Source organism: Treponema denticola, from assembly GCF_024181605.1.
Lineage (GTDB): Bacteria > Spirochaetota > Spirochaetia > Treponematales > Treponemataceae > Treponema_B > Treponema_B denticola_B.
Window position 1 is genome coordinate 2,570,911 of the sequence record NZ_CP054477.1, and the last position, 12,214, is coordinate 2,583,124.

At 35.7% G+C, this 12,214-nt stretch carries 13 protein-coding genes; 5 read left to right on the top strand and 8 right to left on the bottom strand.

All coding sequences use genetic code 11. The annotated features are described in order from the left end of the window. Window positions 1-108 precede the first annotated feature (108 nt). The gene (locus E4N80_RS12110) at window positions 109-1,443 is read left to right on the top strand and encodes a DUF1015 domain-containing protein (RefSeq protein WP_253699423.1); all 1,335 of its coding nucleotides are present in this window, start codon (window positions 109-111) and stop codon (window positions 1,441-1,443) included. A gap of 30 nt (window positions 1,444-1,473) precedes the next feature. Here E4N80_RS12110 and E4N80_RS12115 read toward each other — a convergent pair whose 3' ends face one another. After that, window positions 1,474-3,312, bottom strand: a complete 1,839-nt coding sequence (locus tag E4N80_RS12115) for an aminotransferase class I/II-fold pyridoxal phosphate-dependent enzyme (protein WP_253699424.1) — start codon at window positions 3,310-3,312, stop codon at window positions 1,474-1,476. A 234-nt stretch (window positions 3,313-3,546) separates the two neighbouring features. On the opposite strand from E4N80_RS12115, the gene fliS reads away from it, so the two are divergent. After that, entirely contained in the window at window positions 3,547-3,987 is a 441-nt protein-coding gene (gene fliS / locus E4N80_RS12120; RefSeq protein WP_253699425.1) for a flagellar export chaperone FliS, read from the top strand. A gap of 10 nt (window positions 3,988-3,997) precedes the next feature. Further along, window positions 3,998-4,471 carry a flagellar biosynthesis protein FlgN gene (locus E4N80_RS12125; protein WP_253699426.1) on the top strand — a complete coding sequence of 158 codons (474 nt, stop codon included), beginning with the start codon at window positions 3,998-4,000 and terminating at the stop codon, window positions 4,469-4,471. Here the strand turns inward: E4N80_RS12125 and E4N80_RS12130 are convergent. The 3 genes from E4N80_RS12130 to E4N80_RS12140 are packed head-to-tail and all read right to left on the bottom strand — an operon-like array spanning window position 4,468 to window position 6,941. Next, a complete protein-coding gene (locus E4N80_RS12130; RefSeq protein ID WP_253699427.1) occupies window positions 4,468-5,382 on the bottom strand; it encodes a thioredoxin fold domain-containing protein in 915 nt (304 codons plus the stop codon). The two genes, E4N80_RS12125 and E4N80_RS12130, sit on opposite strands and share 4 nt — an antisense overlap. A 22-nt stretch (window positions 5,383-5,404) precedes the next feature. After that, a complete protein-coding gene (locus E4N80_RS12135; protein WP_253699428.1) occupies window positions 5,405-6,286 on the bottom strand; it encodes a nickel/cobalt transporter in 882 nt (293 codons plus the stop codon). A 7-nt stretch (window positions 6,287-6,293) separates the two neighbouring features. Further along, window positions 6,294-6,941, bottom strand: coding sequence for a DUF1007 family protein (locus tag E4N80_RS12140; protein WP_253699429.1), 648 nt, complete (start codon window positions 6,939-6,941; stop codon window positions 6,294-6,296). Window positions 6,942-7,044: 103 nt separating this feature from the next. Between E4N80_RS12140 and E4N80_RS12145 the strand changes: the two genes are divergently transcribed. After that, the gene (locus E4N80_RS12145; protein ID WP_253699430.1) at window positions 7,045-7,464 is read left to right on the top strand and encodes a metal-dependent transcriptional regulator; all 420 of its coding nucleotides are present in this window, start codon (window positions 7,045-7,047) and stop codon (window positions 7,462-7,464) included. Between the two features lies 1 nt (window position 7,465). On the opposite strand, the gene E4N80_RS12150 is transcribed toward E4N80_RS12145, so the two are convergent. The 4 genes from E4N80_RS12150 to E4N80_RS12165 are packed head-to-tail and all read right to left on the bottom strand — an operon-like array spanning window position 7,466 to window position 10,415. Next, a complete protein-coding gene (locus tag E4N80_RS12150; protein ID WP_253699431.1) occupies window positions 7,466-8,380 on the bottom strand; it encodes a PSP1 domain-containing protein in 915 nt (304 codons plus the stop codon). 11 nt (window positions 8,381-8,391) lie between these two features. Beyond that, window positions 8,392-8,952 carry a YaaR family protein gene (locus E4N80_RS12155; protein ID WP_253699432.1) on the bottom strand — a complete coding sequence of 187 codons (561 nt, stop codon included), beginning with the start codon at window positions 8,950-8,952 and terminating at the stop codon, window positions 8,392-8,394. A gap of 9 nt (window positions 8,953-8,961) precedes the next feature. Continuing rightward, window positions 8,962-9,381, bottom strand: coding sequence for a bactofilin family protein (locus tag E4N80_RS12160; RefSeq protein ID WP_010689276.1), 420 nt, complete (start codon window positions 9,379-9,381; stop codon window positions 8,962-8,964). 2 nt (window positions 9,382-9,383) lie between these two features. Continuing rightward, window positions 9,384-10,415 carry a M23 family metallopeptidase gene (locus tag E4N80_RS12165; RefSeq protein ID WP_253699433.1) on the bottom strand — a complete coding sequence of 344 codons (1,032 nt, stop codon included), beginning with the start codon at window positions 10,413-10,415 and terminating at the stop codon, window positions 9,384-9,386. 249 nt (window positions 10,416-10,664) lie between these two features. On the opposite strand from E4N80_RS12165, the gene pheS reads away from it, so the two are divergent. Next, window positions 10,665-12,212: a phenylalanine--tRNA ligase subunit alpha gene (gene pheS, locus E4N80_RS12170; RefSeq protein WP_253699434.1), complete on the top strand. Its 1,548-nt coding sequence runs from the start codon at window positions 10,665-10,667 to the stop codon at window positions 12,210-12,212. Window positions 12,213-12,214 lie beyond the last annotated feature (2 nt).

Genomic DNA, 12,214 nt, shown 5'->3' on the forward strand with positions numbered 1-12,214 from the left:
TTATAGGTGCTTTTTTTTTGTTTGTCAATAAGTTTTAACCAAGGCTTTTCAGACAGGTTGTCCTTCACCATATTGAAACTATCTTATATATGATATATATTATTCCATATGTTTGAAAAATATGCTATTAAAATTCCTAATATTTTACTTCCAAACAAGACAATAAATATGGAAACTTGGTCAGTAATCGCTTGCGACCAGTATACACAAGACTATGATTATTGGAAGAAGGTGTCTTTAATTACAAAAGATCAAAAATCGACCTTAAATCTTATATTTCCCGAAATATATTTAAATAATTTTTCAGAAAAACAAAAACAAGAATATATTTTAAAAATACATAAAAATATGTTAAATTACCTTGAAACAGGCATATTTAATGATATAAAAAATTCTATGATATATGTGGAACGAAAAACCGGATATGATCATGTGAGAAAAGGACTTATAACATGTATTGATTTAGAAAATTATGATTGGATGGCCTCTTCAAGAACAATGATACGTGCAACAGAGGAAACTATATTGGAACGTATTCCTGCAAGAGTAGATATAAGAAGATCTGCTCCGATTGAAACCCCTCATATTATGCTTCTACTGAATGACCATAATAATCGTCTAATAGAATGCATAGGCGATTACTTGCACAAAAATAACACAGACCCTGTTTATGACTTTAATTTAATGATGAATTCCGGGAAAATAACCGGCTGGTTTGTTAATGAAGATGCTTTGTATTCGCAAATAGAAAAAGAACTTGAATGTATATATGATGAAAATAAAGACGAAAAAGGTGATTCTTTTATGTTTGCAGTAGGAGATGGTAATCATTCTCTTGCAACTGCAAAGGCTGTTTGGGACGAATATAAAAAGAAATTTGGAGGAATATCTTCTGATGATAAGTCCATATCTGTTCCTGAGAATATAAAAAATCATCCATTAAGATACGCTCTTGTCGAGATAGTAAATTTATACGATGAAGATCTGATATTTGAACCTATACATAGAATTATTTTTGATGCCGGCATTGATGAGCTGGTAAATTTTGCACAATCAAAATTAAGCGGCAGGATTATAAGATGTAATACTAAAAGCGAATTAATTGATATGGTCAATTTATCAAAAAATTGTTTTGGCTTTATATCAAAAGATAATAATTTTATTTGTTTACAGTCCGATATTGAATGTCTTGCAGTTACAGCGATTCAACCTGTATTAGATGAATTTATTTCTTCTGCAAATAAAATAGATTACATCCACGGCTGTGAGGAGACATTTCAACTTGCAAAGCAAGAAAATGCTGTCTCAATATTATTGCCGCCAATATCAAAAGACAATGTTTTTTCGACCATCGCTAAATACGGCCCCTTACCTAGAAAAAGCTTTTCTATTGGGGAGGCTGATGAAAAAAGGTTTTATTTAGAATGTAGAAAGCTTTTCTAAATAAAACCTCGAAGTAATTGCTGGGACCGGTTAAGAGCATTTTGATAAAATTTCTTTTAATGCCGTTATAAGATAATCATTATCTTTTTTATCTCTTACCGCAAGTCTGATATAATTGCCGTTTTCAAAACCTTTTTTTGATGAAAGGTCTTTGATAAAAATATTATATTTTTCAAGCAGCGATATAGCTAATTTTTCGGGAGATATAGCATTATCCAATTTACACAATACATAATTTGCCTGACTCGGAAAAACGGAAAAATATTCTAATTTTGAAAGTTCTGAAATAAAACGAGTCCTTTCATCAGCTATAAGATCACAGGCTGCTTGATATGTTTTGTTATATTTATCATAAATTTGTAAAAAATATTCTCCAAAGGAATTGATGTTCCAGATACTATTTGTTTTTTTGATTTTATTGATATACTCGGTGTCGGCATTTGCTAAAACGCCCAAACGTAATCCCGGAATACCGTAACTTTTACTTATGGATTTTATAACAATCAAATTGGGATATGTAGTTAAAATATTTTCGTCCATAAGGGAATATCTCTTTTCTTTTTCTGCAAAATCTATAAATGATTCATCAAAAACTATAAGAATATCTTTTCTTTTTAACTCATCACAAAGTCTTATAACATCGTTTTTTTCTAAAAAGTTACCTGTAGGATTATCAGGGTTAATCAAAATTACTGTTTTTATATTTTCTTTATTTACACAGCTAATTATATCATCAACAGAGTAGCTAAAAGTATCAGGATCGGTATGTATAGGGACTATTTCTCCATTTACTAACCTTTCCGGATACTCATTAAAAGTAGGATAGGGAATTGCAATCTTACCCTTGATATATTTAGATATTGAAGAAATAAGCTCTGCGGCACCGTTTCCTACAACAATATGCTCAGGTAAAATATTAAATACTTTTGCAGCAAGTAAACTTTGCTGAAAAGCTCCGCTTGGATATTGTGTAAGCAGAGTCTGAAAACTGGATGTCATTTCATTCACAAGTTTTTGCGGCGGAAAATACGGATTTACCAGATAACAAAAGTCTTTTAGCTGAGGGAATCTCCAATAGCCTCCATATCTCTTTTGTAAACTATGCAGTTTGTCTACTCCGGTTTTAAACCGATCTTCTGCTATAGCTAAGTCTGCAGGATCATCAATTTCATACCAATCCTCCCCCGAAACGACAAAACCTTTTAGTACGGAAGCCGATAAAAAGGATAAAACCTTTAGGACTTGTTCATAATACTCATTTTTTCCAAAGGCTTTTTGATATGCTTCAAGAAATGGAATATAATATTCCTTACTGAATTCTTTTGAAAATTTATAAATATTAACTGTTTTAAAGTAATGATTTATATCATCCCAATTAAATTGTGCCTTATCCAATATGTTGATTATATAGTTATCTTGATCAAGCACAGTGCATGTGCCGTCCATCCACGCTTCAAATGGTGATACAACAGCAATATTTTTATCATTATTTTCAATAATATCTTTTATGAGAGCCGGTTTAAAAATTAAATCACTTTCAAGAAGAATGGTATCGTCCTTTGCCATTTCATTACAGGCAAGATATAACGAATAAATGTTGTTTGTTTTGTCATATATAGGATTTTCTATATACTCAATTTTCATCCCGTTTAAATTACTTTCATTAAATTTTGAAGAAATGAATTCTTTTAAAACATCGCCTTTATATCCTATAACAACTATCAGTTTATCAATTTTATTTGGAATCAAAGTCTCGATAGTATATTCAATCAATGTTTTTCCGTTTACGGGAACCATGCACTTAGTTGCATCTTTTGTATAATTTCGAAGCCTTTTTCCCATTCCTGCTGCTAAAATAATTGCCTGCATTTTACTCCTCCAAAAATACATTAAGTATGAGTTTACTTGTTTTATATCTAAAATTGATTATAGGTGATGGTATATACTTTGTCAAGTCTACGCTTTTATGTAACTTTTTGTATTTTTATACATTATTTTTAATTTTAAAGTAAAAGGTAAATTGAAATAAAGGCTTTTTCTAAAGGCCTTGTTTTAAATACCGATAAATTTAGGAGATACCTATTTTTATTTTTGGAGGGGGGTATGAGTTATAATAGTCAGGCTGCAGCAGCTTATAAAGAAACAAGTGTTAAAACGGCAAGTCCGGGTTCTCTTATTCTTATGCTTTATACTGAGGGGATAAAAGAAATAAATCTGGCAATTTCAAAGATGCGTGTGCCAAAGATTCCTGCAAAGGATATAGAAGTCATCAATAATCACATAATTAAAGCCCAAGAGATTATAACGGAGCTTATGGCGGCCTTAGATATGGATATCGGCGGAGAAATAGCTGCAAATCTTCTTTCAATTTATTCATATTTTAATCAACAGCTTTTAACTGCAAATCTAAAAAAAGACTATAAGCCTTTGTTGGATGTCAGCAATATGATGCAGGAATTATATGACGTATGGAAGCAAATTCTTGAATCCCAGCCCGTACCTCAAAGGTCTGAAGCTTCCGTAGGTGTAAACATAGCCGGATAAGGGGGCTCTTATGAAGAAAACATTAAGCCGTCAAGAAATAGATCAGAGGGTGGCTGTTCTTAAAAGGTTTAAGGCTCTTTTACAAGAACAAAGAAAAAAATTCAGCGATTATCTTGTTGTTCTTGAAACTCAGGAACGCAGTATCCACGAGGAAAATATAGATGCTCTTGTGCATCACACGGAGTTGGAGCAGTCAATAATAGGGGATATTTTTACAATTCAAAAGGTAATAGACCCTATAGAAGAAATGTACCGCTTAGGTATGCCCGACAAGGACGATACCGAGGTTGTAAGGCTCAAATCAGATCTCAATAAACTTCAATCTCAAGTCTTGGACCAAAACCAAAAAAACCGAGAGCTTTTGCAGTCGAGAATGGCCGATTTACGTCAAGAGATGATATCTATAAACCCGAATTACAGTTATACATCAAAAGCCTTCGCCAAACAGGAAGCTGTTTCAAGTTTGGTGGATATAAGCATTTAATTCTTAGCTTTTAAGTATTCAATATCCTCTTTTATTGTTTTAGCCCTAAAAGAATTAGGAGCTTTTTTTAAGGCCGCTTCGAGATGCTCGATTATCGTTTTTATTGAAGAATTCGGCAGGCGGGAATAAAATGAAGCTATATTGCACAATGTAAGCTGCTCTTCTTCGGGAGTTAAAAAACCTGTTTCTAAGACCTTTTTTAACTCGGCTATTATTTCCGTGTATTTTTGCTGTTTAAACAAGGGTTCGATGTTTAGGCTGGTTTTGGCAAGTATAAATGAACCTAATAAGCTGCTTTCATTCGAAGGGTCGCTTGCTATGCCCTCATCAAAAAGAGGACGGTATTTTTCGGAATCTACAAGATAAATTTTATCAAAAAATGCGTTTATAGCCCTTGTTTTTTCAGGTCCGCTTACCTCATTTATGTTTTTTCGTAAATTTTCTACGGTTAGCCCCTTTTCTTTTAGCTTATTCAGATACTCTAAAAATGAAGAGGAATTATTAACTTGTTCAGGAATTATATCTGAATGGTAAACATCTCCATGTTCATTCATCAAGCAAAGATAGGGTACTTGGGTAATATTATAATCGGAAAAAAGAACATAGTTTTTTTCCAATTGGACCGAATCAACTGAGCGGTTTTCTTTTACTATATCTATATTATAAAAAATAAAATCCTTATTTATTTTTGAAAATAAGCTGTCCGTAAAAACATTTTCCAATAAGTTCTTACTTTGCGGATCCGTATCGGAGGCACTAAAGAACATGAGTCCCTGTTTTTTTGATGAGGTTATGTCCTTTTCGATAGTTGAACCGTCTGTTTTCCAATCCTTTTGTACGCTTGAACAGCTTGTAAGAAAAAGCACAAAAAAGACAAATAGACAAATTCTCATAAGATTTATAGATTTCATATTAACTCCAACAAAATAAATTCTATTTTAATATTCTAAACAAACTTAGAATAAAAGGCAAGGCCGTTTTGACAGAAATGTAGAGTAAAAAGCTATAAGCTCCGATTTGAAGGATAGAACCTATCAGGCCGACAATCCTTTCTTTTCCCTTTAATTTGTAAAAAAGGCTCGTTCTTCCGGCCCAAGCCAAATATCCCGAAGCTATTATCGGAATACTCATACCTATGGACATAGCTATTGCTGCAAAGATACCTAAAACCAAAATATCGAGGCTTACAGCCAAAACCAAAACAAGCATTGCTGCCGGACAAGGATAAATACCGCTTATTAAAAGTGCTCCAAGTTTAAGCTTTTTATGGTTTGAATATTTTTTTGTATTTATGTCCTTTATTGCATCGATTATTCCGTAAAGGGATAAGATTATTAAGATTAAAAAGGAGATTCCTTCCATGTATATCATTGCATCATTTGAGCGTGAGAGGATTGCTCCCGAAAGTCCTTTAAAAATAAGCATTAGGACTATGGCTGCTCCTCCATGCATTCCTGCTAAAGCAAGGCCTGTAAAAAGAGGTTCTAAGCGGTTTGATTCTTTTGTAAGGTAAAACGAGAATATAATCGTTTTACGGTGTCCCGGACCTGCCGCATGTACCAAGCCGTATAAAAATGAAAGAGCCAGAATGGGCAATAAAACATCAAAATTTTTATTTTCTTTCCAAGTGCTTATATAATCTCCCAGCTTTTGGTTTAAAATACGCTGCCCCTTTAAAATATTTTCTGAAGGCTGACCCTGATATACCGGCGTCGGTGAATTCTTTTTTCCCGTAAAGGGATTTGCAGACAGCTTTGCAGATAGCAAGGTGAGATTAAGAATAAAAAGAATAACAAAAATACCTTTTTTTTTCATAAGCGTTTTAAAACCTGATTCTTACCTCTTTTGGATAATAGGTATTAAGGCCGGGTGCCCACTTATAATATATTCTATTATCATCCATCGCTCCCAGAGGGTCATAGTAAACAGGATAGTTTTTATTTTCAATAATAGAGTATGAAGGGATTATTAAACTCTTGTCATATATGAATTTAACAGCTTTGTTTTCAGGATAACTTATGTCACAAAAGAAAGTATAATCGTAACAGGCTAAAAATATTTCCTGCCCCTTAAACCCGCTTAAGTCTATAAAAAAGCGGTAACTTACAATCCCCTTATTTTGCCAAACGGAAAAGGAAGTCTTTTCAATATGGTCGGGACTTGTACGCTTTTCTCCCTGCCTTATAAATGTAAAATAGTAGTAATTTTCAGTATAACTAAAAGCATTTTCATATACATCAGCCGTTTCCGCTGCACTAAATACGCCGTCTCCGTTTAAGTCATAACCGCTTATAATATCCGCACTAAAAAATCTATCAAAGGTCCATGTAACATAGGCTCCTTTTAATGTTTTTCCTGCAAAAACGACCTCAAGAGAGCTGGTAAACCACATATGCGGGTGAGAAAAGGATTGAAAATTTATAAAAATTAAAAAGATAAATAACAGTATATTTTTTTTTGATTTTAACATATTTCTATCTTGCCGCCGGAACATAAAGTTAGAACAAATATTCTTTTGATATGATACAAAAAACTCCTTGTTTTGTCAAAGGAAATAGTGTATAATGTTAGACATGAATAAAAGAATACATGTAACAGGAACCATTACTTCTTCAAAAGAAGATTATCTCGAGCGGATTTACGACTTATCTTTGATTGATGAGCAGGTAAGATCAATTGATGTTGCAAGGGCATTGAATGTTTCTCGGGCAAGTGTTAATAAATCGCTTGGAGGACTAAAAGAGGATGGATATATAGAGCAAGAACCTTACGGAACAATCACTTTAACAAAAAAAGGCAGAGCGATTGCAAAAGATGTCCGCACCAGGCACAATGCACTTAGAACTTTTTTAACTCAAGTTCTTAATGTAGATTATGAAATTGCAGATAAGGACGCTTGCGAAATGGAACATGCAATCAGCAAGCATACAGCAGATAAGCTTTATGCCTATTTAAAAAAACTTGGTATAACGGAAGAAGGCTCCGGCAAATAGTTTATCTTACTTGCCATTTTCCTCCGATATTGACCACACGCTTTGAGGGCAGAGAAAGGATTCGTCCGTCTTCTCCCAATAAGGAGACCATTTGGGTAAGAAGGTTTACCTCGGTAATCTTAAAGGTTGTGCCGTCATATGGGAATCTTGCGCCTTCAGGCGGCATTAATCTCCTAGCCTCTGCATACCAATCATATTCGTAAGAAAGGCAGCATAATAACCTTCCGCACTGTCCCGATATTTTTGATGAATTGAGCGATAGGTTTTGCTCCTTTGCCATTTTTATAGAAACGGGTTTAAGTTTATCGGTTACATTATGACAGCAATAGGGCCGTCCGCAGCAGCCGAGGCCTCCTATAATGCGGGATTCATCCCTAACGCCGATTTGCCTTAATTCAACTCTTATTTTAAAAACGGAAACAAGATCTTTGACCAATTTTCTAAAATCAATCCGAGTATCGGCACTGAAAAAGAATAAGACCTTAGGTTCATCAAGCAAAAAATGGCAGCCTATAAACTTCATTTCCAAGTTATTTAGGGCAACCTTTTCTTTAAAAATCTTGGCAGCTTCTTTTTCTTTTTTGTTGTTTTCCTCTAATATGCTCTCTTCTTCAGCATTTATTTTTCGAATAATTTTTACAACATCATCGGGATTTGCATTGATGGGAGCCTTGACAGGACCTCCGAAGCGGGCCGCATCATTACCATACCGTGTAGGTACAAGAACAAAGTCTCCTGTTTTAAATTCTTGATGTTTATCAGCTGTCGCATAAAAGCTTTCTTTTGAGTAATCCAAATTAAGCTCATATAGAGGTTGAGGAAAATCGTTGGGATTTGAGCTCATTTTTACAGGGCTTTGATCTTTGTCTTCAAGAGATTCGATATCTTCTATATTTTCGTTAATGTCATAATTCATTATTACCCCGCCTATGTAGTCAAGTTGACTAAAAGACCTTTTATTTCATCCAGTTTAGCTAAAATTTGCAGTTTTTCAAGTTGATTGAATAAAAGTTCCTGTGTTAGTTTGTCTATTTTTTCATCAATAACTTTTACTATTACATAATTACGCTGTTTTAGCGGATTTAAACCGCCTGAAGTTACAGCTTTTACATTAAGTGAATGTTGCAGTGCAAAGTTTACAAAGCTTTTGACTGCTTTTTTATATTTATTTATTGTTTCCGCATTTACGTTTTCGGCCAGATTAGCTCCACTGGAATAAACCTCGTCCTGCAAGTCGGCTAAAATATCGTCTACAGCTTTTTTTCTTTCTTCAGGATTAAGACCTTCCAGTCTTTTTTCGTAATAGGATTCTTCGGCTTCTTGAATATTGCTATCCAAAATTGTGTCTAAAAAAGTTTTTTGTTTTTTTACTTTGGTATTTTCCGTTTTTCGCGCTTGATTTTTTTGAATGTGTGAATCTTTTGCTATTAGAGGTGCGGCGGTATTAAGAGCGGAAACATAGTTGCTTGTATCCACGGAGTTTCCCATAATTTAACCTCACCTGGAATGTACAAGAGCAGAAGCCGCAAGGCCCTGCCTGTTTTTGTATTCTTTTTCCGCCTTCTCAAATTCGGCCTGATTATCTATTGCAAAGCAGTAGCCGTGTAAAAAAACATCGTCATCTAAGCGTATTTTTTTTGTCAAAACCGAGCCTAAAATAAGGCCGGTTGACAGGACGACTACGCTTTCCGGAGCTATAACATCGCCTTGAACCATTCCGCCTATGGTTATCGACTTGGCATGTATGTTTCCTCGGACTCTTGCATTCTCTGCAATTATAACTCTTCCGGGGGTTTTTATGTCTCCGTTTATATCTCCGTCTACACGTAAAAATCCGGGTACACTTAAACTTCCGTTTACAAAGCTTCCCGGGCCTATGATTGTGTTTATGGAAATATCGTCAATAAAATCAGCCATGACTATTTTTTTCTTCCGGTATTTTTTATGTTAAGATATTTCATAGGATCTACGACGTCGGAACCTATGTGAACCTCATAGTGTAAGTGGGGGCCGGTAGATATACCTGTATTGCCTATATAGCCTATTACCTGTCCCTTTTGTACATGCTGTCCTCGTGTAACCCTAAATGAGCTTAGGTGAGCGTATCTTGTAAAGAAACCATGTTTATGTTTTATAATAATATAGTTACCCCAGCCCGGATCCGTTTCTACCGTAATAACCTGTCCGTCAGCCGTAGCCATAATCGGGTCGCCGGAGCGGCCTGTCGCAAGGTCTATACCGGTATGAATATACCATTGTCCGGTAAAAGGATGGCGGTTTTGACCGAAGGCCATCGTGATATGCCCGATGCCGCCCTTAATGGGCCAAAGACTCGGAATATCCGAAAAGAGGGCTGTTTGAGTGTCCATCAGTTTTGCCATTTCCTGTACGGGTTGGATGGTGTCCTGTAAATAGGCTGAAAGTTTTTTAAGCTCGCTTACTTCTCTTGCCGTTCCTTGGGCTTGTTCTTGCACGTTAAACAGGAGTGAAAGGTCGCTTGAATCATCGTTTTCAGTACCTGTTTCCATAATGGACTGTAAACCCAGTGATGTTAATGTAGAAGAAAGAGTGGATTGAAAATTCTTTGCATTTTTTAAAAGGTCATTGGTTTCATTCTTTAAAACGTTAAGGCTGGCTTGAGTTTTACGTGTTTCTTCCTTTAGGTTGGCCAGTTTTCTGGCAGAAGCTACAGATTCGGCTGCAAACCAAAAAAATGAAGCTAAAACACCTACAAGAAGAATTGATACAAAAACAAGTGAAAAAATACTTGCCTGAAAATTTACAATTCTCTTTTGAGAATGCGGAACAACCATTACTGTAAGTTTTTTACGTCCGCCGTTGATGAATTTCATTACACCCTTAGACACGCTCGTGCAAAAAGCCTTAAAAAGCTCATTAAAATAGCGTACTAAGTTATTTTCTGCGCGTTTATATGTTCGTGTTCTTGACACTTTAAACTCCTCTTCTGACTATACCATAATTAAATAATAAAAAGTACAAATAAACATTCTAAAATTACAGATACTGTCTTTCTTTTATCGGTTTTTTACGCCCAATTATTTAGCACACAACCGACATGATATTATATAATAAGTACGATTTTTTGTAAAGACCTAAAAAATTATATAATCAAAATTGTGTACAAAAAATTGAAAATATGCTATAATCCTTTATCTTTTTAGATGAATTTCGGAGTAAATATGGACATCAAAAGCATTATCAAAAATCTGCATCCTCTTGAGATTAAAGTTTTAAAAAATTTTAAAATAGGCGAGTATCTTGATAACAAAAAACTTGAGCTTAAACTTGCATATAAGGAAGGCCATGCAAATCAGGTTTTCTCATGGCTTAAAATGAAGGGCTTAATAAAAGAAACCGACCGCAAAAAGCACATATTTTTTGAGCTTACAAATATTGGAACAGATTTTGCCGAACACGGCACTCCGGAACAAAGAATTTTACAGCTTTTAAAAGAAAAAGGCGAGCTTAAGCTTCCTGAAATTGCTGAAGCCCTTAATCTGGAAAATAAGGATGTAGGTTCGGCCTTCGGTATTCTTTCAAAAGAAGGTGCCGTCAAGATGAATGAAGAAAAAAAGGCTTCCTTTGTGCAAGAACCGCAGTCAAAACGCTTTAAGATAACCGTCGAATTGTTGAAAAAAGGCCTTAAAACCGAAGGTCATATCATAGCTGAAGAAGATCTTGATGATGAAGAACGCGAGATTATCAACTCAATTGCAAAAAAACGCGGAGCTGCCGACAGTCCCTATAAGATTGTAGAGCGGGATTCGGTTGTTTACGGGTTTACTGACGATGTTCCTTCTCTTCAAAAAGAGCTTGAAGCAGAGGGGATTACTGGCGATGAAACGGGACAGCTTACAGCCGAGAGCTTAAAAACCGGAAGCTGGAAAAATCAAACATTTAGAAGCTACAATATAAATCTCCCGCCTGCCCGTATAATTTCGGGAAGGACGAATCCCTATTGCGATTTTTTGGAGGGAGTAAAGGACAAACTCGTAGGTTTGGGCTTTGAAGAATTTGACGGTCCGCTCGTAGAAACCGATTTTTGGAACTCGGACGCTCTTTTTATGCCCCAATTCCATGCAGCCCGCGATATTCATGACGTTTACTACATAAAAAATCCGACTCATGCAAAGAGTATTGAAGAACCTTTTTTATCCCGCGTTGCCGAAACCCACGAAACAGGCGGAAACACAGGAAGCCGAGGTTGGAATTATTCCTTTGACAGGAATTTTACAAAACGCCTCTTACTCAGAAGTCAAGGCACGGTTCTTTCAGCCCATCAGCTTGCAAAGGCTAAAATACCCGGCAAATATTTCGGCATAGCCCGATGTTTCCGGTACGATAAGGTGGATGCTACCCACTTGTCCGACTTTTATCAAACAGAAGGAATAGTTTTAGGCAATGATGTTAATTTAAAAACCCTTTTAGGCATCCTCAAAATGTTTGCCGTTGAAATAGCCGGTGCTACTGAGGTTAAATATGTCGGCGGTTATTTCCCCTTTACCGAACCTTCGATTGAAGTGCATATAAAACACCCCGTTTTAGGCTGGTTCGAGCTTGGCGGCTCAGGCATCCTTCGCCCCGAAGTATCGAGAACAATGGGAGTTGATGTTCCCGTATTGGCTTGGGGAATAGGCATTGACCGAATGGCCCTTATGGCTCTTGGCTTAAACGATTTGCGAGAGCTGTTCAGCTCGGACATTGAGGGAGTCAGGCTCAGGAAGTAAAA